Origin of the sequence: Delftia sp. 11MD (genome assembly GCF_050907895.1) — a bacterium.
GTDB lineage: Bacteria > Pseudomonadota > Gammaproteobacteria > Burkholderiales > Burkholderiaceae_C > Comamonas > Comamonas tsuruhatensis.
In genome coordinates, this window is sequence record NZ_CP194333.1 from 1,459,959 (window position 1) to 1,480,203 (window position 20,245).

General features: G+C 67.8%; 16 protein-coding genes. 7 read left to right on the top strand and 9 right to left on the bottom strand.

Annotated elements, in window-relative coordinates; genetic code table 11:
- Positions 1–8 precede the first annotated feature (8 nt).
- From ACRSCF_RS06615 to ACRSCF_RS06635, 5 genes are all read right to left on the bottom strand, one after another.
- Positions 9–644, bottom strand: a complete 636-nt coding sequence (locus tag ACRSCF_RS06615; RefSeq protein ID WP_016445797.1) for a hypothetical protein — start codon at positions 642–644, stop codon at positions 9–11.
- A gap of 275 nt (positions 645–919) precedes the next feature.
- Positions 920–2,872 carry a PhoX family protein gene (locus tag ACRSCF_RS06620; protein ID WP_016445798.1) on the bottom strand — a complete coding sequence of 651 codons (1,953 nt, stop codon included), beginning with the start codon at positions 2,870–2,872 and terminating at the stop codon, positions 920–922.
- Positions 2,873–3,118: 246 nt separating this feature from the next.
- Complete coding sequence (locus ACRSCF_RS06625) at positions 3,119–3,952, bottom strand: BPSS1780 family membrane protein (RefSeq protein WP_016445799.1); 834 nt, start codon at positions 3,950–3,952, stop codon at positions 3,119–3,121.
- A gap of 146 nt (positions 3,953–4,098) precedes the next feature.
- Positions 4,099–5,055 (bottom strand): homoserine kinase, encoded by a 957-nt coding sequence (locus ACRSCF_RS06630; RefSeq protein ID WP_061287392.1) that lies wholly within the window; start codon positions 5,053–5,055, stop codon positions 4,099–4,101.
- Positions 5,056–5,181: 126 nt separating this feature from the next.
- Entirely contained in the window at positions 5,182–5,556 is a 375-nt protein-coding gene (locus tag ACRSCF_RS06635; RefSeq protein ID WP_016451118.1) for a hypothetical protein, read from the bottom strand.
- A gap of 72 nt (positions 5,557–5,628) precedes the next feature.
- On the opposite strand from ACRSCF_RS06635, the gene polA reads away from it, so the two are divergent.
- The 3 genes from polA (at position 5,629) to ACRSCF_RS06650 (ending at position 10,562) form a co-directional block, all read left to right on the top strand.
- Positions 5,629–8,472 carry a DNA polymerase I gene (gene polA / locus ACRSCF_RS06640; protein WP_034366316.1) on the top strand — a complete coding sequence of 948 codons (2,844 nt, stop codon included), beginning with the start codon at positions 5,629–5,631 and terminating at the stop codon, positions 8,470–8,472.
- A gap of 57 nt (positions 8,473–8,529) precedes the next feature.
- On the top strand, positions 8,530–9,426 hold the full coding sequence (locus tag ACRSCF_RS06645; RefSeq protein ID WP_016445803.1) for a dienelactone hydrolase family protein: 897 nt from the start codon (positions 8,530–8,532) through the stop codon (positions 9,424–9,426).
- 302 nt (positions 9,427–9,728) lie between these two features.
- Positions 9,729–10,562 (top strand): ZIP family metal transporter, encoded by an 834-nt coding sequence (locus ACRSCF_RS06650; protein ID WP_016445804.1) that lies wholly within the window; start codon positions 9,729–9,731, stop codon positions 10,560–10,562.
- 17 nt (positions 10,563–10,579) lie between these two features.
- On the opposite strand, the gene ACRSCF_RS06655 is transcribed toward ACRSCF_RS06650, so the two are convergent.
- On the bottom strand, positions 10,580–11,242 hold the full coding sequence (locus ACRSCF_RS06655; protein ID WP_034366318.1) for a response regulator: 663 nt from the start codon (positions 11,240–11,242) through the stop codon (positions 10,580–10,582).
- Positions 11,239–12,651 (bottom strand): cache domain-containing protein, encoded by a 1,413-nt coding sequence (locus ACRSCF_RS06660; protein ID WP_016445806.1) that lies wholly within the window; start codon positions 12,649–12,651, stop codon positions 11,239–11,241. The genes ACRSCF_RS06655 and ACRSCF_RS06660 overlap by 4 nt, the downstream gene beginning before the upstream one ends.
- A 638-nt stretch (positions 12,652–13,289) precedes the next feature.
- Between ACRSCF_RS06660 and ACRSCF_RS06665 the strand changes: the two genes are divergently transcribed.
- Complete coding sequence (locus ACRSCF_RS06665) at positions 13,290–13,760, top strand: Rid family detoxifying hydrolase (protein ID WP_016445807.1); 471 nt, start codon at positions 13,290–13,292, stop codon at positions 13,758–13,760.
- Positions 13,761–13,787: 27 nt separating this feature from the next.
- The gene (locus ACRSCF_RS06670) at positions 13,788–15,272 is read left to right on the top strand and encodes an aminotransferase class V-fold PLP-dependent enzyme (protein ID WP_016445808.1); all 1,485 of its coding nucleotides are present in this window, start codon (positions 13,788–13,790) and stop codon (positions 15,270–15,272) included.
- A 172-nt stretch (positions 15,273–15,444) separates the two neighbouring features.
- Here the strand turns inward: ACRSCF_RS06670 and ACRSCF_RS06675 are convergent, their stop codons facing one another.
- Complete coding sequence (locus tag ACRSCF_RS06675; RefSeq protein WP_034366324.1) at positions 15,445–16,206, bottom strand: LytR/AlgR family response regulator transcription factor; 762 nt, start codon at positions 16,204–16,206, stop codon at positions 15,445–15,447.
- Positions 16,187–17,341: a sensor histidine kinase gene (locus ACRSCF_RS06680; protein ID WP_026062438.1), complete on the bottom strand. Its 1,155-nt coding sequence runs from the start codon at positions 17,339–17,341 to the stop codon at positions 16,187–16,189. The genes ACRSCF_RS06675 and ACRSCF_RS06680 overlap by 20 nt, the downstream gene beginning before the upstream one ends.
- 191 nt (positions 17,342–17,532) lie before the next feature.
- On the opposite strand from ACRSCF_RS06680, the gene argH reads away from it, so the two are divergent.
- Both argH and ACRSCF_RS06690 read left to right on the top strand, forming a co-directional pair.
- The gene (gene argH / locus ACRSCF_RS06685; RefSeq protein ID WP_016445811.1) at positions 17,533–19,014 is read left to right on the top strand and encodes an argininosuccinate lyase; all 1,482 of its coding nucleotides are present in this window, start codon (positions 17,533–17,535) and stop codon (positions 19,012–19,014) included.
- A 25-nt stretch (positions 19,015–19,039) separates the two neighbouring features.
- Positions 19,040–20,038 (top strand): Bug family tripartite tricarboxylate transporter substrate binding protein, encoded by a 999-nt coding sequence (locus ACRSCF_RS06690; RefSeq protein WP_034366327.1) that lies wholly within the window; start codon positions 19,040–19,042, stop codon positions 20,036–20,038.
- Positions 20,039–20,245 lie beyond the last annotated feature (207 nt).

Consider the following 20,245-nt stretch of genomic DNA (forward strand, 5'->3'; position numbering starts at 1 on the left):
TCCGGCGGTCAGGGCTTGACTTCGAAGCTCAGCGTGGTGGTGTGGCGCACGTCGGTGTATTTCTTGCCGTCCAGCGTGACCGAGCCGTTGTCCACGCGCGCCGTCACCTCCAGCACGTACAGGCCCGGGAAGTAGGGCTTGAAGCTCACCGTGCCGTCCTGCGATGGCGTGAGCGTGCGGTACCAGCCCTCGCTGGTCTGCACATTGACCTGGCTGGCCGCGACCTTGCGGCCCTTGAACACCAGCTGGAACGTATCGCCGCCCGCCGTGGTGGGCACCAGCTCCAGGTCGTTCACGGCCTTGGTGTCATTGCGGCCGAAACGGGCCTGGTAATAGGTCAGCACGCCATTGGCGCCGGGGCGCGTGGCGGCGATGCGCACATCGCCCTGGCCTGCGTCCGCGGTGAAATGATTGGCCTCGGCCTTCAGGGGAAGGCTCTTGCCGTCGGGCAGGACCTGCTTGGCGTCCTCCAGGGCCGGCAGCTGTTGCAGCGGCTTGCGCAGTTCTCCGGCATAGGCCCGGGCCTGTCCTGCGTCCTGCTGCAGCCAGAGATAGTCGGCATGCGCGGCCGGCACCGCCAGGGTGGCAGCGGCCGCCAGCCATGCGGAGGCCGTGCTGCGAAGGATGCGGGAAGCTGGGGTCATGGAGTCTCTCCTGTGGTGTGGCTCTGCGTGCGCCTGCCGGGCCTTGAGGGGCGTGATCCGGCGGGGCTGAAGATGGTGCGATGGCGGGCTAGCGACGCCGCAATGCATCAGAAATTATAGCGACCAGGTGAGAATGACTCTTGTTTTGCACGCCAGGAGTCGGGTTCATGACATCCATGCAGTTGCGGCGCAGGCATGCAAAAAGGCCATGGAAATCCATGGCCTTCTTGTTGTGGCGCCACGCGCCGCAGGGCGGCGGGGCGTTGTGGCGGCGGTCAGGCCGACAGCTTGGGCTGGGAAGCGGTGCCGGTCAGGTAGCCGACGGCGGCGCCGAACTTGCCGCGATAGTTGGTGCTGATCAGCGGGTCCAGCGTGGACTTGACCACGTTGTGGATGCTGCCCCAGTCACCGGCGTGCTGGAAGTTGCTCATGATGTAGGTCCAGCCGTTGATCTCGTCCACGGCGTGCAGGCCCGTGGATTCGCCGCCTGCGGGAATCGACATCAGGCGCGACAGCTGCTTGGTGTCGATGTTGTAGGCCCACAGGAAGTTGTTGACGTGCTGGCCGCTGTCCTCGCCGATGAACAGGGTGCGCATCTTCTCCGAGAACTTGAGGTTGTCGGGGTTGCAGATCTTGTTCGGGTTGCCGGTGTTGCCCAGCGCGTCGGCGCTGATGTCCTCGCCGGCCAGCAGGGCCTTGGTGTCCACGGGCATCCACTCGCTGTTGATGGCGGCGCCGGCCGTGTCCTTCTGGCCACCGCGCAGGTTCAGTGCCATCACGGCGCCGGCCTTGAGCTGCTTGGGGATGGACACGCCATTGCCTGCCACGTTCAGCGCATCGCCGGCCACCATGGACTTTTCGCAGTTCTGCAGGGCCGAGTAGGCCACCTTGTCCTTGGCGTTGACGGTCGTGCCTTCCATCTTGGTGAAGCCCATGCTCGCGCCCTTGAAGGCGGCGTAGCGGTGGGTTTCCAGGAAGGCGGCGGCCTTTTCCATGCCGGGGTTGATCTTGATCCACTCCACCTTGCCGTTGGCGGTGATCTTGGTGTAGCTGGCGTCGCCCGGATCGGTCTTGGCCACGGTCATGATGTCCGTGGGCTTGAGCGTGTTGGCCAACTGCTCGATCTCGGCGCTGGTGGCCGAGCCCAGCTTGATCCAGGTCAGCGCGGCGGCGCTGCCCGATGCGGGGTCGATGGAGAAGCCTGCACCCACCTTGGCCACGTACAGCGAACCCGAGGACAGGTCCTTTTCCTTGTCGGCCACGAAGACGAAGTAGCCGCTGTTGGTGGCGTCGTCGCCCATCAGCGCCGTGCGCTGGTCGGGCATGACCTGGACCAGCTCGTGCGAGATGCGGCCCATGCAGAAATGCTTCTTGATGCTGGCCGTGCCGTCCACGTTGACCGTCACTTCGGGCATGTGGCCGTAGTGGTAGGGGTTGGCCTTGGTCTGGTCGCCATACAGGTTCTGACTGAAGGCCTGCAACTGCGCATTGCCGGTGGCGAAGGCGTCGGGCTCGTACTCTTCGCTGGACAGATGGGTGCCCCAGGGCGACAGGCTGGCGCCGCAGGTGATCCACAGGCCATGCACCTTGGAGGTGTCCACGTTGTGGTACTTGACCAGGCTGAGCTTGCCCGTGGTCTGGTCCTGGTCCAGCGTCAGCACGGCGATGGGCGAGGGCAGCTTGCCGTACATGTCGGTCTTGCCATCCTGCGCCCAGGTCGTGTATTCGAACTGCACCACGGCGAACACGGGCTTGCCCTTGACGCCATCCACCTTGGCATTGGGCACGGTCAGCAGCGAGGTGCCGTCGGGCGCATCGGAGAAGAAGTGGCGCTCGCTGCCGGCCACGGTGCGGTCGATGATCTTGTTGTTGTTGATGTCGTAGTAGCCGCCGGCCAGGATCTTGCCGCCCTTGCCGTCCGGCACTTCGTCGCCGGTCACGAAGAAGGGCTGGTAGCCCAGGTCGAAGCTCTGCTCGCTGTTGTCGCTGTACTGCACCTTGAGCTGCGAGGCCACGGTCATCCGGGCCATGGCCTGGGGGGTGGCCAGCGTGGGCGCGGCCATGGAGGTGAAGCTGGCCGCCACATAGTTCTTCGCGGGACCGTCATCGCCACCGCCGCAGGCGGTCAGCAGGCCGGCGGCGGACACGGCGGAGCCGAGCGGCAGCAGGGGGGCGCCGGTCAGGAATTGCAGCGCCTTGCGGCGGGAGAGCATCGTGGATTGGGACATGGGGCTTCCGTTGTGGGGTTGTCTGCATCAGCCCATCGGGGGCGGGATGGGCCGGGATGCCGCTGCGCACTCGCTGGCTATGCATCCGCACGGCATGCTAGGCAGGCACTGTGACAAAGCGATGGCATCCGCATGACACAACAGTGACTGCGTCATGTGGACGCCCGGGTGGCCGCTGGCACGACAGAGAAACGGCAAAGAAAAAGCCCCTCGAAAGGGGCCTGGTGATCTGGTGCCGTGCAGGCGTCAGCCGGACAGTCCGGGCGGCTGCGGCGGTTCGGTGCCGATGGCGTCGCTGCCATCGCTTTCATCGGGCGCCGCAAAGCAGTCACGGAAGGTGAAGACGATGGAGGTGAAGAACATGGCGGCCAGCAGCATGGCCGTGGCAATCATCAGGCCGTTGGCAATGCCGCCCAGCACCTGGGCCAGCACGGCCGAGATCAGTGCCATCACGATGCCGGCCACGATGAACACGCCCATCCAGCTCAGGCCGAAGACCACCAGTGCGCCGATGTTGCGCACGCACGCCACCAGGCTGAAGAACACGGCCTTGACCGGCGGCACGTTGTGCCAGTGCACCAGGCCCGGCGCATGCCAGAACAGCAGCGAAAGCGGCAGGTACAGGCCCATGCTCAGCCACATGGCGGCCTGGAAGTCGGGCGATTCGGCGATCTCGCGCGTCAGCGGCTCGCCGCCCAGGTAGACATTGGCGAACTGGCCATCGTCCACCAGCATGGACAGGCCCATGATCAGCAAGAAGCCTGCCGCATACATGGCGCCCAGCGTGAGCATGGAATTCAGGCGCTGGCGCCCGGTGCGAAAGGCCACCAGCAGCAGGGCCGGCGTGGGCGCGCGCCCGTGCGAGGCTTCGGCCGCCGCCACCATCATGGCCAGCGATGTGGCCGGCAGCAGGCCCAGCGCGATCACGGGGCCGATCAGCGGCAGCACCGTGACCAGCGACATGGCCGCCATCGACAGAAAGAACAGTGCCGCCAGCGCCAGCGGCTGCTGGCGGAAGGTGCGGATGCCCTGCTGCACCCATTGCAGGCCGGTACGGGCGGGAACGATGAGAAGTTTCATGGGGTGAGGAAGTCGGGGCGCCTGGATGGGGCATGGCCTCTGGCATGGGCCGCGCCGCTGGCGCCCGAACGGGGACTGTACCCGAGGAAGCGCGGCCCGTGGACCGCAAAGCCCTCCGGCAGCCGCGTCGTGGCCGGCCTGGGACGTCAGTCCAGCGCCACGGGGCGGGCCAGGCGCTGGCGCAGCACGCGCTCGAAATGCGTGGGATCGTGGGGAACGAGCATGGAGGCCTCGCGCGGCAGGTGGAAATCCCACAGGCGGGAGATCCAAAAGCGCAGCGCGCCCGCGCGCAGCATGGGGTTGAACAGTTCTCGCTCGGCGGCGGTCAGGGGGCGCACGGACTGGTAGGCATCGATCATGGCCTTGGCCTTGGCCGCGTCATGGGCGCCTGTGGCGTGTTCGATGCACCAGTCGTTGAGGCACACTGCCAGGTCGAACAGCCAGCTGTCCACGCCTGCGAAGTAGAAATCGAAGAAGCCGGTCAGGCGCTCGCCCTCGAACATCACGTTGTCGCGGAACAGGTCGGCATGCACGGGGCCGCGCGGCAGGGCCGCATAGGCGGGCGAGGCGGCCACATGGTTCTGGAAGGCCAGTTCGGAGCGCAGCAGGTCGGCGGTGGGTGCGTCGATGTGCGGGATCACCGTGGGCACGGTCTCGTTCCACCAGGGCAGGCCGCGCAGATTGGGCTGCTGGCGATCGTAGTCTCGGCCGGCCAGGTGCATGCGCGCCAGCATCTCGCCCACGGCGGCGCAGTGTGCGGGCTGGGGGGTCAGCTCGCTCCTGCCGGGCAGGCGGTTGACGATGGAGGCGGGCTTGCCGCACACGCGCAGCAGGATGTCGCCGCTGCGCGTCTCGGCCTGAGGGTCGGGCACGGGAATGCCGGCCTGCGCCAGATGCTTCATCAGGTACAGGTAGAAGGGCAGTTGCTCGGCCGTCAGGCGCTCGAACAGCGTCAGCACCCACTCGCCCTGCTCGGTGGTGAGAAAGTAGTTGGTGTTCTCTATGCCGCCCTGGATGCCGCGCAGCTCCTTGAAGGAACCCAGGGACATGCGGCGCAGCAGCTCGCGCGCATCTTTGTCGGAGACTTCGGTGAAAACGGCCATGTTTGCATTGCCGGCCAGCGCGGCTCGGCGGAAATCGTTGTCGTCAGATATGGAAAGAGGGCAGCGCCGTCAGGTGCTGCCCCCTGGGATGCCGCCGGGCCCGGGGCCCGGACAGTCCGGTGAGGATCAGAACTTCTTGAGGTTCCAGACGCGAGTGCCGTTGGTGCCGTCGCCATCGCCGCGGTTGCGCGAGGAGCGGGCGCCGTCGTTGGACTGCACCTCATAGGAGGGCATGTCGCCGACCTTGGGCTGCACGGTGATGCTTCGGGTCTGGCCGCCCACGCGCAGTTCGTCAACGCGGCTGCCTTCGTCTTCCACATGGATGCGTTCCACGCGCTGGTTGCTTCGGTCGCGGGCCTCGGGCCTGGCCGTGTCCGGCGCGGTCTGCCCGGCGGTCGCCGCCGCGGGGGCGGTGGAGGCAGCCGGGGCAGGCGTGGGGTTCTGGGCCAGCACGGGGCTGGCGGCCAGGCTCAGGAGGATGAGAAGTGGAGCGGCGCGCATGGGCTCCATTGTAGGTCTTGCGGCGGGCCCTGTCCCGCCCTGTCCCCCTGCCGGCGCGTGCACAATCGGCGCATGAGCAATTCCAAGACCCTGGTGCTGATCGACGGCTCCAGCTACCTCTACCGCGCCTACCACGCCATGCCGGATCTGCGCGCCGAGCCCGGCAACCCGGAAAGCCCCGCCACGGGCGCCATCCGCGGCATGATCAACATGCTCCAGGCGATCCGCAAGGAAGTGGCGGCCGACTACGCGGTCTGCGTGTTCGACGCCAGCGGCCCCACCTTCCGCGATGCGCTCTATCCCGAATACAAGGCGCACCGCTCGCCCATGCCCGATGATCTGCGCTCGCAGATCGAGCCCATCCACGAAGTGGTCCGCCTGATGGGCTGGCCCGTGCTGGCCATCCAGGGCGTGGAGGCCGACGACGTGATCGGCACCCTGGCCAAGACGGCCGCCGCCCAGGGCGTGAACGTGGTCATCTCCAGTGGAGACAAGGACCTGTCCCAGCTGGTGGATCCCCACATCATGGTGATGGACACCATGAGCGGCAAGCGCCGCGACGTGGCCGGCGTGACGGCCGAGTTCGGCGTGCCGCCTGCGCAGATGATCGACTACCAGGCGCTGGTCGGCGATGCCGTGGACAACGTGCCCGGCGTTGCCAAGGTCGGCCCCAAGACGGCCGTCAAGTGGCTGGCCGAGCACGGCTCGCTCGACGGCCTGATCGCTGCGGCCGACGGCATCAAGGGCGTGGCTGGCCAGAACCTGCGCGATGCCATCGCCTCGGGCCAGCTGGCGCTGAGCCGCCAGCTGGTCACCATGAAGACCGACTGCGACCTGAGCGCCGAAGTGCCCACCCTGCCCGTGCTCGACGCGCTGGCTCCGCGCGAGCCCGATACCGCGCCGCTGCGCGAGTTCTATGAGCGCTACGGCTTCAAGGGGCTGGCACGCATGCTCGGCGGTGCCGCGCCCGAGCCCGATGCGCTGCAAGCCGTCAAGGCCGGCCGCAAGCCAGCGGCCAAGCCGCGTGCCGACCAGTCCACGGGCGACATGTTTGCCCAGGAGCAGGCCGAATCCGACGACGCCACCACCGAGGCCGAGGCCGTCCAGCAGCGTGCGCTGGACTATGACGTGGTGCTGACCTGGGAAGCGTTCGACCAGTGGCTGGCCAAGATCAACGCCGCCGAACTCACGGCCCTGGATACCGAAACCACCTCGCTGGACGAGATGCGTGCCGAGATCGTCGGCATCTCGCTGAGCGTGGAGCCCGGCGCCGCTGCCTACATCCCCCTGCGCCATGCCGGCCCCGATGCGCCCGAGCAACTGCCGGCCGACGAGGTGCTGCAGCGCCTCAAGCCCTGGCTGGAGGATGCGGCCCGGCCCAAGCTGGGCCAGCACGTCAAGTACGACCGCCATGTCTTCGCCAATGCCGGCATCGAGGTGCACGGTTATGTGCACGACACCATGCTGCAAAGCTATGTGCTGGAGGTGCACCGCCCGCACGGCCTGGCCAGCCTGGCGCTGCGCCACACCAACCGCACGGGCATCAGCTATGAAGACCTGTGCGGCAAGGGCGCCCACCAGATCCCGTTCGCCCAGGTGCCCGTGGACAAGGCTGCCGCCTATGCCTGCGAGGATGCCGACCAGACCCTGGACGTGCACCGCGTGCTGTGGCCGCAGCTGCAGGCCAACGACGGCCTGCGCGGCGTCTACGAGCTGGAGATCGCCACCAGCGAGGCCCTGTTCCGCATAGAGCGCAACGGCGTGCTCATCGATGCCGCCACGCTGGCCAGGCAGAGCAACGACCTGGGCCAGCGCATCGTGCAGCTGGAGCAGGAGGCCTACGACATCGCGGGCCAGCCCTTCAACCTGGCCAGCCCCAAGCAGCTCGGCGAAATCTTCTTCGACAAGCTGGGCATGCCCGTGGTCAAGAAGACGGCCACCGGCGCACGCAGCACCGACGAAGAGGTGCTGGAGAAGCTGGCCGAGGACTATCCGCTGCCCGCCAAGCTGCTGGAGCACCGCAGCCTGTCCAAGCTCAAGGGCACCTATACCGACAAGCTGGCCCAGCTGGCGCTGCCGCGCACGGGCCGGGTGCACACGCACTACGCCCAGGCCGTGGCCGTGACGGGGCGCCTGTCCAGCAACGACCCCAACCTGCAGAACATCCCCATCCGCACGCCCGAAGGCCGGCGCGTGCGCGAGGCCTTCATTGCCGCGCCCGGCCATGTGATCGCCAGCGCCGACTACTCGCAGATCGAGCTGCGCATCATGGCCCACCTGTCGGGCGACGAGTCGCTGCTGCGCGCCTTCCACGAAGGCCGCGACGTGCACCGGGCCACGGCATCGGAAGTCTTCAACGTGGAGCTGGAGCAGGTCAGCAGCGAGCAGCGCCGCTATGCCAAGGTCATCAACTTCGGGCTGATCTACGGCATGAGCAGCTTTGGCCTGGCCAAGAACCTGGGCATAGAGACCAAGGCCGCGGCCGCCTACATCGACCGCTATTTCCAGCGCTATCCAGGCGTCAAGCGCTACATGGACGAGACGGTGGAATTCGCGCGCGACCACGGCTACGTGGAAACCGTCTTCGGCCGCCGCCTGTACCTGGTGGACATCAACGGCGGCAGCGGCCCGCGCAAGAAGGCGGCCGAACGGCAGGCCATCAACGCGCCCATGCAGGGCACGGCGGCCGACCTGATCAAGAAGGCCATGGTGGCGGTGCAGGCCGAGCTCGATGCCAGGCAGTCCGAGGTCCGCGTCATCATGCAGGTGCACGACGAACTGGTGTTCGAGCTGCCCGAAGGCGAGTCGGACTGGGTGCGCACCGAGATCCCGCGCCTGATGGCCGGCGTGGCGGAGCTGAAGGTTCCCTTGCTCGCCGAAGTGGGCGTCGGCCCCAACTGGGACAAGGCACATTGAGCTTCACGCGCGCATCGTAGACTTGGCCGGTTCTCAACCACCACCAAGGAGAGATGCATGCGTGACGATCAGCAGCAAGACCTGAAGGCCCTGGTTCCGGGGCGCAGCAGCGAAGAGGGGCCCACGCGGCGCCTGGCATTGCAGACGGCCCTGGGCCTGGGCTATGCCGCAGCGGCCACGCCGCTGATGGCGCAGACCGCCATCTCCACGCCGGCCGACGGCCTGACGGCCGGCGAGGTGCATTTCACCGTGAACGGCTTCAAGGTGCCGGCCTACCGCGCCGCGCCCGCCGGCAAGAAGAATGTGCCCGTGGTGCTGGTGATCTCCGAGATCTTCGGCGTGCACGAATACATTGCCGACACCTGCCGCCGCCTGGCGCGTGCCGGCTACCTGGCCATCGCCCCCGATCTGTATGCGCGCCAGGGCGATCCCAAGACCTATACCGAGATCGCCAAGCTCATGAGCGAGCTGGTCTCCAAGGTGCCCGACGAACAGGTCATGGCCGACCTGGACGGCGCCGTGCAATGGGCGGGCACCCAGGGCGGCGATACGGCGCGCGTGGCCATCACGGGCTTTTGCTGGGGCGGGCGCATCACCTGGCTGTATGCGACCCATGGCCCGGTCAAGGCCGGCGTGGCCTGGTACGGCCGGCTGGAAGGCGCCAAGACCGCGCTGCAGCCACGCCATCCGCTGGAGCTGGTCTCCAGCCTCAAGGCGCCGGTGCTGGGCCTGTATGGCGGGCAGGACACGGGCATTCCGCTGGAATCCGTGGAGCGCATGCGCGAGGCACTCAAGCAGGGCTCGGCAGCGGCCAAGGCCTCGGAGTTCGTGATCTACCCGGAGGCGCCACACGCCTTCCATGCCGACTACCGGCCCAGCTACCGCGAGCAGGCTGCGCGCGACGGTTGGCAGAAAATGCTGGCCTGGTTCAACAAGCATGGGGTGACCCCCTGAGCGGCTGCGCCGCTTCCCCCTCTCTCGCTTCGCGGGAGGGGGACGACACCCTCGGTGCGGGGCGGCCCTTCCTCGGTGTCCCTGGTATGAGGACGCGCCAGTTTTTAAGGTATTGCTGACTAGCTTTCAACTTTATTCGCGCAGGGGGGCTTGACAGCTTCTGTAGGCTGAAACCGAGGGTACCCGACACCGTGGCCTGCTTCCTTCATGGGATCGCAGGCCACGGCTGCGATGGGGCCGGTCTTTCTGCGAGAATTCGCGGGTTTCGCCTGCAAGGGCATACGGTTGAAGCACAAATCGCTATGACATTGGTAGCAATCATTCTGGCCACCCTGGCCGCCGGTATTGGCAGCGTCTGGGTGGCCGCGTTGTTGATGGGGCTGGGAGGCAACCGCTCGCCGGGCATGATGCCGCAGCGGCTGTTGAGCCTGGCGGCGGGCGCGCTGCTGGCCACGGCCTTCATGCACCTCTTGCCCGAAGCCTTCGAGAGCGAGGCCGGCGCGCACGACCTGTTCGTCACGCTGCTGGTGGGCCTGGTGTTCTTTTTCCTGCTGTCCAAGGCCGAGCTGTGGCACCACGGGCATGAGCACGGCGCGCCGCCGGCCCATGAGCACGATCACCACGAGCATCACGATCACCAGGGCCACGCCCATGACCATTCCCATGGCCACCATCATGGCCACCGCCACGGCGGCTGGGCGGTGCTGACCGGCGACAGCGTGCACTGCTTCGGCGATGGCGTGCTGATCGCCTCCGCCTTCATGGCCGACATGCGCCTGGGGCTGATCGCGGCGGTGTCGGTGCTGGCCCACGAGGTGCCGCACCACATGGGCGACATCGTGGTGCTGCGCCAGTCCAGCTCCAACCGGCGCGTGGCCCTGATCAAGGTGTCCATGGCCGGGGCCGTGACCACGCTGGGCGGCATTGGCGGCTATTTCCTGGTCGGCCAGCTGCAGGAGCTGCTGCCGTACTTCCTGGCCGTGGCCTCCAGCAGCTTCATCTACGTGGCGCTGGCCGACCTGATTCCCCAGCTGCAAAAGCGCCTGAGCGCGCGCGAGACCGTGGCCCAGGTGGGCTGGCTGATGCTGGGCATCGTGCTGGTCACCGTGGTCAGCCGCGCGGCGCACGCGCACTGAGCGGGCGGCGTTTCAGGCTATCCCGCACCTGCTTGCACGGGCGTGCTGCCCAGCAGGTCGGCATAGTCCACGGCGTACTTGATGAAGGCCGCATGGCCGTCGATGCGCAGCTTGCGGCGCAGGTGCAGCCGGTGGGTTTCCACGGTGCGCACCGAGGTGCCCATCAGTGCCGCAATCTCCTTGTTGGAGCGGCCCTCCGAGATCCACTGCAGCACGCTGGCCTCGCGCGGCGTGAGGGCGCGCCGGGGGCCGGCACCGGCGCCGTCGTCCTCGACCACGGGCTGCAGGCCAGGGCTGAAATACAGGCCGCCCGCGTAGACCCGGTCTATGGCCTCGATGAGCTGCTGCGCCGGCGCATCCTTGAGCACATAGCCGCGTGCGCCCAGTGCCACGGCGCGGCGCACGTATTCGGGGTCCTCGTGCATGGACAGCACCAGCACGCGCACCAGGGGGAACTGATCGCGGAACAGCGCGGCCAGGTCGATGCCGCTGGCGCCCGGCATGCGGATGTCGGTCACCACCAGGTCGGGCGACAGCTCGCGCGCCAGCGGCACGGCCTGGTCCACGCTGGCGGCCTCGCCCACGACACGGATATGGTCGGTGGCCTGCAGGCGCATGGACACGCCGTCGCGCACAAGAGGGTGGTCGTCCACCAGGAGGATGCGGATCATGGGGTTCATGCAGCGGCCTGTGGGAGTTCGAATTCCGGTGAGGGAGACAGCGGCATGCCGCCGCTGCGGTAGAGCACGGCGACCAGCCGGGTGCCCCGGGCGCCCGAGCTGATGCTCAGATGGCCGCCCAGGCCCTCGATGCGCTCGCGCATGTTGCGCAGGCCGATGCCGCCCTGGCGGTCGCGCTGCACGCGGCGCATGTCGAAGCCCTGGCCGTCGTCGCTGACCTGCAGCACCACGCGGCGGCGCTGAAAGTGCAGGCTGACGTCGATGCGCGTGGCCTGCGCATGGTTTTGCGCATTCGTCACGGCCTCCTGGGCCACGCGGAACAGGGCCGTGGCGTGGCTGGGCGGCAGAAAGCGGGTCTCGCCCCGGCAGCCGAACTGCATGCGCAGGCCGTCCTCGGCCTGCATCTGCTGGCTCATCAGTGCCAGGGCCGGGGCCAGGCCCAGGTCGTCCAGCAGGGCGGGGCGCAGGCCGTGGGAGACGCGCCGTATCTCCACCAGCGCGTGGTTGAGCTGCTCCAGTCCCTGGTCCACCATGCGCTGGGCCGTGGCCGGGTCCTGTGCGGCCAGGCGCCTGAGCTGGGCCTGGGCCGTCTCCAGCAGGAACTTGGACGAGACCAGCACCTGGACCACCCCGTCATGCAGGTCGCGCGCCACGCGCGTGCGTTCTTCCTCCTGCGAATGCACCACGCGCTGGGCCAGGCGCTGCAGCTTGGTGCTGGACACGCGGTGGTCGCTGAGATTGAACGCCAGCCCCGCCACGCCGATGAGCACGATGCACAGCGCCGCAATGCCGAAGATGCGCCAGCGCGTGGCCGCGATATTGGCCTGGGCGCTTTCGTCGATCTGGCGCAGCGCCTGCTCCACATCGTCCAGGTACAGGCCCGTGCCCAGCGACCAGCCCCATTCGGGGACCGTGGCCACGTAGGCGAGCTTGGCCTCGGTACGCAGCGAGGACGGCTTTTGCCACTGGTAGCGCACCAGGCCGCCGCCGCTGCGCGCGGCATCCAGGATGATCCTGGCGGGCCCTGCGCCGCCCGGGCTGTTGGGATCGCACAGGTCCACGCCCGACAGGCCCATCTGCCGTGCATCCAGCAGCACGTTGCCGTGTTCGTCGTAGACAAAGAAGTAACCGTCCTCGCCGAACTGCATGCGCGCCAGCGTATCCAGCGCCTGGCGCCGCTGCACGGATGGCTCCTCGCCGCTGGACTGGATGCGCGCCAGCGCCGTGGTCGCCAGCTGCACGTAGTGCCGCAGCTCGGTCTCCTTGCTGTGCAGGTAGGCGGTCTCGACCAGCTCTCGTTCCTGGCGGGCCAGCTCCAGTGTCTGGTGTTGCACGGTCACCGCGACCAGGCCCAGGGCCAGCGCGATGGCGGCAATCGACAGAAGCGCAAGTTTCAGCGGAAGTTGCATGGGAGCCTGTGTGGGGTGCACCGACGATCTTTTCCGCCCAGTGCACGGACCTTGTCAACAGGGCTTGCGCGCATGGCGCCGGGGCCCGGCATCGGACCTTGAATGGCGGGCGTCGTATCTGCCAATGGCCTGTGCGCGCTGCATATCCACGCGCGCAGGAAAAAGAATTTGAATATCCCAAGGAAAATGCCATGGATAATATATTTCGCGCACGAAAGAATATCCCATTGACATAGGGAATCCGATATGCATTTTCTTGGTGCGTTGTCCCCTTTTTGGGGTCTTGAATAATGGTTTTGCCGTATTGTGGTGCGCCGTCCCTCATCTGTCTGACATGCCTGGCTACGGTTGAGCAGGTTCCGTGCCAAGCCGTTGTTTCAGAAGAGAGTTATCCTGCTGCGTAGCACTGCGCAAGCGGTCCTGCGTAGTGGTGCGTAGGGGAAAATTCATTATCGAATGCTCCAGATCCCTGCCTAGAATTTCTCCGTGAAATCACTGATTCGAATCATTTTGTGTCAATGATTCATGTCGCCTTCGATGACCCAATTAAATGGTGACGAAGTGTTTCCGGGGCGCCGTTGCAGTAATGCGCGGCACGGCAGTGGCAGTTTGTATTCTTGTTTCAGAAAGGCAATACCATGGATATTCGATCGAACCTGCGGCGCGTGGCGCTGGCATGCGGTGTGGCGGCGGCGGTAGCGACGCTGGCGGGCTGCGCCGCGCCCCACAAGCGCGAGGTGCTGTCCACCACGCAGATCTATCCGGCCATCGGCCCGTATTCGCAGATGGTGGCGCATGGCAACACGATCTACTTCTCGGGCGTGCTGCCGCTGAACGCGCAGGGCACGGCCATCCAGGGCACGACCATCGAGGAGCAGACGCGCGCCGTGCTGGACCACATCGGCGCCAAGCTCAAGTCCCAGGGACTGGGCTATGAGGATGTGCTGTCCACCTCGGTCTTCATGAAGGACCTCAACGAGTTCGCCGCCATGAACAAGGTCTATGGCGAGTACTTCAAGACCGGCGCCCCCGCTCGGGCCACGGTGGAGGTGGCGCGCCTGCCGCGCGATGTGAAGATCGAAATCTCGGCCATCGTCGGCCGCCGCTGACCGCTTGCGCAACGACAGGAGGACCGCATGAACGCACGACACCCCCAGATCGCGGCCGAGCAGGCCACATCCCTGACCGCCACTGCGGCCGCCGGCGAATCCGGCTATCCCGCGCGCTGGACTTCCAAGCGCCGCGACTTCCTGCGCATGCTGGGCTACGGCACCGGCGCAGCCACGCTGGGCCCGCTGCTGGCTGCCTGCGGCAGCGGCAATGCCCAGACCTCGGCCGCTGCGCTGCGCGAGCAGCTCATGCGTGACGAGGCCTTCTGGACCGACGTGCAGAGCATGTTCATCCTCAAGCCCGAGAAGACCTACATGAACATCGGCACGGCGGGCTCCATGCCCAAGCTGGTGCTCGATGTGTTCGATACCGAAAACCGCAAGAAGGCCGCCGACTCGGGCAACGGCTACAGCAACCTGCTGGACCTGCGCAAGCAGGTGGCGCCGGGCTTTGGCGTGGATGCCGACGAGCTGGCCTTCTCGGCCAACACCTCCTCGGGCATGTGCCACGCCATCCTGGGCATCGACTGGCAGCGTGGCGACGTGGTGGTGACCACCAACCACGAGCACGGCGGCGGCGACACGCCGCTGAAGATCGCCCAGGACCGCTACGGCATCGAGGTCTCGCGCATTGCGCTGCCCGTGGGCAACAACCAGACGGCCGCCACCTACGTGAACCTGTTCGACGAGCGCATCCGCGCGCTCAAGGCCCAGGGCAAGCGCGTGCGCGCCATGATGTGGTCCTCTCCCACCTACAAGACCGGCACCATGCTGCCCATTGCCGACCTGATGGGCGTGGTCAAGGCGCACGGCCTGATCAGCATCGTGGACGGCGCCCACCTGCCGGGCATGATGGCCTACAACTATGCGGAGCTGGGCATGGACTTCATGTCGGGCGCGGGCCACAAGTGGCAGTGCGGCCCGGGCTCCACGGGCATCCTCATCATCCGCAACAAGATCCGCGCCTCCAACCCGCTGCCCCTGCCCAAGTGGTACCCGGTGCACACCAGCGCCTACCCGGCGCTGGAGCGCACGACCACGGCCAAGGAGACCTACGACATCGCCGCCTCGGTCACCTCCTGCGGCAGCGTGCACACGCCCATGTTCATGGCGCTGGCCCAGGCCTGCGCGCAGTGGGACAGCATCGGCCGCAAGAAGATCGAGACCTATGACCTGACGCTGTCGTCCTACCTCAAGGAAAAGATCGTCGAGCGCTGGGGCGTGGACTCGCTGTACTCGCCCAAGGACGATCCCAAGCTGTTGTCGGCGCTGACCTGCTTCAACCCGTTCCAGAACAAGGACGACGTGATGAACGGGACCAAGTCCTCGACCTTCGTGGCGCGCATGCTCAGCGACTATCCGCAGGGCTTCGTGATCCGCAACTCCAACTTCCCCGTGATCGGCGCGGCGGCAGACCACTACGGCGTGCGCGTGTCCACGCACCTGTGGCATGACGCGCGGGACATCGATCTGCTGGTGGATGCGATGTGGGATCTGTCTAGAAAAATGTAGCCCCCTGAGGCGCTGCGCGCCTTCCCCCCGAGGGGGACGACACCCTCGCTGCGGGGCGGCGCGGCCGGCATAGGCCCTTGCTCGGTGTCCCTCGCGTTGGGCCATGCTTGTGTTGCGGGCGTGCTTTCTGACGCGGGGGCTGTCTTGGGCCGGGCTCCTTGAGCCCTGCGCCTCAGCCGGGCTGTCCTTCGTCGCGGATGGCGGCGCGGACCTGGGGGAGCTGGCGGCGCGAGACCATGAGCAGTTCGGGGATGCCGTGCAGGCGCAGGGCCCAGCCTTCGCCTTCGGTGGGGTCGTCGTGGCGTTCCAGGGCGCGCAGGGCGCTGCGGGCCACCAGCGCGTTGCGGTGCACGCGCAGCAGGTGGTCGGCGTGGCGGGCCTCCAGTTCGGCCAGGGCGCCGTCGAGGATGTAGCTGCGGCCCACGGTGCGCACGGTCACGTATTTCTGTTCGGCCTTGAGATAGAGCACCTCCGACAGGGGCAGGCGCACGGTGGCGCCCCGGTCCTGTATCAGCAGCACGGGGCCGCTGTCGCGTTCGGCCGTCTGGTGCGCGGCCGTGCGCGCGGCCTTGGCCAGGGCCTGCTGCAGGCGTTCGCGGCGCACGGGCTTGGTCAGGTAGTCGGCAGCATCCAGGTCGAAGGCCTCGACCGCGTGGCCGGCATGGGCGGTGACGAAGACCACGGCAGGCGGCAGCGGCAGGCGGCGCAGCATATGGGCCAGGGCCAGGCCGTCCTGGCCGGGCATGTGGATGTCCAGCAGTGCCAGCTCCACGGGGCGCGGGCCCGGCGCCTGCAGCACGGCCATGGCCTGGCGGGCGTCCGCCGCCTCGCTGACCTGGTGCGGGCCGCTGCCCGTGCATGCCTGCACGTCGGCCAGCAGGGTGCGCAGCCGCGCGCGGGCCAGGGCTTCGTCGTCAACGATCAGGATGTGCATGGTGCTTCTTCTTCGATAAAGCCTTCGTGGGTTGGCTGGCAGGCGGTGCCAGCGGCAGGCTGATGCGCACCACGAAATGCCCGTTGAGCGTGCGCGCCGTGAGGTGGGCCTGCAGGTCGTGCAGCAGCGACAGCCGGGCGCGCACATTGGCCAGCGCAATGCCGTTGCCGCGCGTGCCGGCTGCGCTGGCGGAATCGATCTCGGAGGGCAGGGTGTTGGTGATGCGCACCTCCACCAGATCGCCACGGCGCTCGGTGCGCACCTGCAGCTTGCCGCCGCGTGCGCTGGGCTCCACGCCATGGCGTATGGCGTTTTCCACCAGCGGCTGCAGCAGCAGCGGCGGCAGCAGGGCGCCGTGGGCGGCAGGGTCCAGTTGCCAGCGCACCTGCAGCCGTTCGCCAAAGCGCACCTGCTCGATGGCCAGGTAGCGCTGGGCCAGCTCGATCTCCTCGGCCAGCGTGGTCGTGCTGTGCGGCTCGGCCAGCGCATAGCGGAACAGGTCGCTGAGGTCCTCCAGCAGGGCCTCGGCCTTGGCGGGCTCGGCGCGCACCAGGGCGATGGCGCTGTTGAGCGTGTTGAACAGGAAATGCGGGCGTATGCGCGACTGCAGCTCGGCCAGCCGCGCCTGCGTGTCGGCGGGTGCGTGGCCGCGTGCGCGCAGCACCAGGGCTGCGACCAGCAGGGCTGCCAGCAGTCCGCCGGACACGGCGCTGGCCAGCCAGGGGGCGCTGGTGCCGCCGGCCAGGTGCAGCATGGCGCAGGCATACAGCCCGGCCGCCATGCCCAGCAGCACGCCGGCCGCGTACTGGCCGGAGGCGGGCAGCCGCTGCAGCGGGTGCTTGAGCAGGCAGGCGGCCACCAGCCAGACCAGCGTGCCGGGCAGGCAGGCGCCGGTCAGCAGGGCCATGCCCTGCAGCCACTGCAGGGGCGAGTCGGCGCCGAACATCGAGGCCGTTGCCACCACGGCCTGCACAAACAGCACGGCGCGCAGCACCACGCCTACGTTGCAGGCGTCAAAGACCAGCGCCGCAGGCAGGGGCGGGGGGGCAGTGGTGGGGGTTGGCTGGGTCGGCAAGGGGCGGCAGGTAGTGTTTCGGCGGGTGGGGTTCGCGCCGCATGCCCGGATTATGGTCATGCCGGGCGGGCCTGCACAGCGGTCACACCGCCCATGCACACCCATGCACGCCCATGCAGGCCCGTGTAGGCCCCTGCACGGGCGTGGCGCCGCCCAGGTCGATAGAATCTTCGCTTCCTGCCTGCGCCGGGGGGCGATGCCGCCCGCCGCCTGCGCTGCCTGCACAGCCCCATCGAAGATCGCGTCCTCACATGTCTGCCAATCAACCAACGTCCGCCTCGCACAACCAGCTCGATACCAAGGCCCAGGCCTGGTCCGCTCTCTTCGAAGAGCCGATGAGCGATCTGGTCAAGCGCTATACCTCCAGCGTGTTCTTCGACAAGCGCCTGTGGCAGGCCGACATCACGGGCAGCCTGGCGCATGCCGAGATGCTGGCGGCCCAGGGCATCATCGCCGCCGCCGACCATGAAGCCATCCGCAAGGGCATGGCGCAGATCACGCAGGAAATCGAGTCCGGCCAGTTCGAGTGGAAGCTCGACCTAGAAGACGTGCACCTGAACATCGAGGCCCGCCTGACCCAGCTGGTGGGCGACGCCGGCAAGCGCCTGCACACGGGCCGCAGCCGCAACGACCAGGTGGCCACCGACGTGCGCCTGTGGCTGCGCGGCGAGATCGACCTCATCGAAGGCCTGCTGGGCGAGCTGCAGCTGTCCCTGGTCGAAGTGGCCGAGAAGAACGTGGACGTGATCCTGCCCGGCTTCACCCACCTGCAGGTGGCCCAGCCCGTGAGCTTTGCCCACCACCTGCTGGCCTATGTGGAAATGTTCAAGCGCGATGCCGAGCGCATGCTGGACCTGCGCCGCCGCGTCAACGTGCTGCCGCTGGGCAGCGCCGCCCTGGCCGGCACCACCTACCCGCTGGACCGCGAGCGCGTGGCCCGCACGCTGGGCATGGAAGGCGTCTGCCAGAACTCGCTGGACGGCGTCAGCGACCGCGACTTCGCCATCGAATTCACCTCGGCCGCCAGCCTGTGCATGGTGCACGTGAGCCGCCTGTCCGAAGAGCTGATCATCTGGATGAGCCAGAACTTCGGCTTCATCCGCATCGCCGACCGCTTCACCACCGGCTCGTCGATCATGCCGCAGAAGAAGAACCCCGACGTGCCCGAACTGGCGCGCGGCAAGACCGGCCGCGTGGTCGGCCACCTGATGGGCCTGATCACCCTGATGAAGGGCCAGCCCCTGGCCTACAACAAGGACAACCAGGAAGACAAGGAGCCGCTGTTCGACACGGTGGACACCCTGAAGGACACGCTGCGCATCTTCGCCGAGATGATCGGCGGCCAGGCCGACCCGGCCACGGGCGGCAAGAAGGGCGGCATCACCGTCAACGCCGAAGCCATGCGCGCCGCCGCGCTCAAGGGCTACGCCACGGCCACCGACCTGGCCGACTACCTGGTCAAGAAGGGCCTGCCCTTCCGCGACGCGCACGAGACCGTGGCCCATGCCGTCAAGCTGGCCTCGCAAAAGGGCGTGGACCTGACCGAGCTGCCGCTGGCCGAACTGCAGGCCTTCAATCCCGGCATCGAGGCCGATGTCTTCGAGGCGCTCAGCCTGGAAGGCTCGCTCAATGCGCGCAACACCCTGGGCGGCACGGCGCCGGCCCAGGTGCGCAAGCAGCTGGCAGGCCACCAGGCGCGCTTGAATGCACGCCTGAACGCGCGCCTGGGCTGATCCCCCCGTTCGCCGGAGCCACGCCATGACATCCTCCCGCCGCCAACTGCTGACGGGGGCGCTGCGCGCCGCCGGCGCAGTGACCGCCGTTGCCGCCTCGTCCGCCCTGGCCCCGCTGGCCTGGGCCCAGCCGGGGCAGGCCATTCGCGTCCTCGTGGGCTTTCCGCCGGGCGGCGGCACCGATGCCATCGCACGCCTGCTGGCCGACCGGCTCAAGGACGTGCTGGGCACCACGGTGCTGGTGGACAACCGCCCCGGCGCGGGCGGCCAGATCGCGGCGCAGCAGCTCAAGGCGGCTGCGGCCGATGGCCACACGCTGTTCCTCACGCATGACCACACCATCTCCATCCTGCCCCAGGTGGTGAAGAAGCCGGGCTTCGACCCGGCCCATGACTTCGTTCCCGTGGCCGGCTTTGCCACCTTCGTGAACGCGCTGGCGGTCTCCGCCAGCACGCCGGCGCGCAACCTCGCCGAGTATGTGGAGTGGGTGCGCCAGGGCGCAAAGCGCGGCAGCCTCGGCATACCCGCGCCCGCGTCCACGCCGGAATTCCTGGTCAGGCTGCTGGGCGAGCACTACAGGCTGGACCTGGTGGCCGCGCCCTACCGGGGCAGCGCGCCCATGCTGGCCGACATGCTTGGCAACCAGATCCCGGCCGGCATCGCCTCGGTGCAGGACTTCATGGAAAACCACAAGGCCGGCAAGCTGCGCGTGATCGGCGTGCTGGGCACGCGCCGCCAGGCCACCATGCCCGAAGTGCCCACGCTGGCCGAGCAGGGCGTCAAGGGCTTCGAGGACACGCCCTACTACGGCATCTACGCGCCGCGCGGCACGCCCCAGGCCTTCATCGACCGCTTCTCCGCCGCCGTGGCCACCGTGCTCAAGCAGCCCGATGTGCACGAGCAGCTCACCGCCCTGGGCCTGACCGTGGGCCACATGCCGCCCGCCCAGCTGGCCGAGCGCGAGCAGGCCTATACCCAGGTCTGGAAACGCATCATCCAGACCAGCGGCTTCCAGCCGCAGTAAGACAGGCGGACTGCGGGGCGACAGCCTCCGCGGCCGGCAGGCGCTGTGTTTTGGTACGGCCATCGCCGGAGCTGACGGTGCAGTGGGTGGCGCGAATCCTTGTGATCGGACATATATGACGCCCTTGTGCGCCGATGTCTTACAGATGGATACACCGCAGACCCGGTTCCGGGCACCCGCAGCAGGGCCTGCAGCGGATGCGGCCCG

Excerpts from the sequence above, each read along its gene's own strand:
- ACRSCF_RS06670 (WP_016445808.1), top strand. The coding sequence starts at position 13,788 with ATGAACGCACGACACCCCCAGATCGCGGCCGAGCAGGCCACATCCCTG.
- ACRSCF_RS06635 (WP_016451118.1), bottom strand. The coding sequence starts at position 5,556 with ATGCGCGCCGCTCCACTTCTCATCCTCCTGAGCCTGGCCGCCAGCCCC.
- ACRSCF_RS06655 (WP_034366318.1), bottom strand. The coding sequence starts at position 11,242 with ATGAACCCCATGATCCGCATCCTCCTGGTGGACGACCACCCTCTTGTG.
- ACRSCF_RS06680 (WP_026062438.1), bottom strand. The coding sequence starts at position 17,341 with ATGACCATAATCCGGGCATGCGGCGCGAACCCCACCCGCCGAAACACT.
- argH (WP_016445811.1), top strand. The coding sequence starts at position 17,533 with ATGTCTGCCAATCAACCAACGTCCGCCTCGCACAACCAGCTCGATACC.
- ACRSCF_RS06625 (WP_016445799.1), bottom strand. The coding sequence starts at position 3,952 with ATGAAACTTCTCATCGTTCCCGCCCGTACCGGCCTGCAATGGGTGCAG.
- ACRSCF_RS06650 (WP_016445804.1), top strand. The coding sequence starts at position 9,729 with ATGACATTGGTAGCAATCATTCTGGCCACCCTGGCCGCCGGTATTGGC.
- ACRSCF_RS06675 (WP_034366324.1), bottom strand. The coding sequence starts at position 16,206 with ATGCACATCCTGATCGTTGACGACGAAGCCCTGGCCCGCGCGCGGCTG.
- ACRSCF_RS06645 (WP_016445803.1), top strand. The coding sequence starts at position 8,530 with ATGCGTGACGATCAGCAGCAAGACCTGAAGGCCCTGGTTCCGGGGCGC.
- ACRSCF_RS06660 (WP_016445806.1), bottom strand. The coding sequence starts at position 12,651 with ATGCAACTTCCGCTGAAACTTGCGCTTCTGTCGATTGCCGCCATCGCG.
- ACRSCF_RS06665 (WP_016445807.1), top strand. The coding sequence starts at position 13,290 with ATGGATATTCGATCGAACCTGCGGCGCGTGGCGCTGGCATGCGGTGTG.
- ACRSCF_RS06620 (WP_016445798.1), bottom strand. The coding sequence starts at position 2,872 with ATGTCCCAATCCACGATGCTCTCCCGCCGCAAGGCGCTGCAATTCCTG.
- polA (WP_034366316.1), top strand. The coding sequence starts at position 5,629 with ATGAGCAATTCCAAGACCCTGGTGCTGATCGACGGCTCCAGCTACCTC.
- ACRSCF_RS06630 (WP_061287392.1), bottom strand. The coding sequence starts at position 5,055 with ATGGCCGTTTTCACCGAAGTCTCCGACAAAGATGCGCGCGAGCTGCTG.
- ACRSCF_RS06690 (WP_034366327.1), top strand. The coding sequence starts at position 19,040 with ATGACATCCTCCCGCCGCCAACTGCTGACGGGGGCGCTGCGCGCCGCC.
- ACRSCF_RS06615 (WP_016445797.1), bottom strand. The coding sequence starts at position 644 with ATGACCCCAGCTTCCCGCATCCTTCGCAGCACGGCCTCCGCATGGCTG.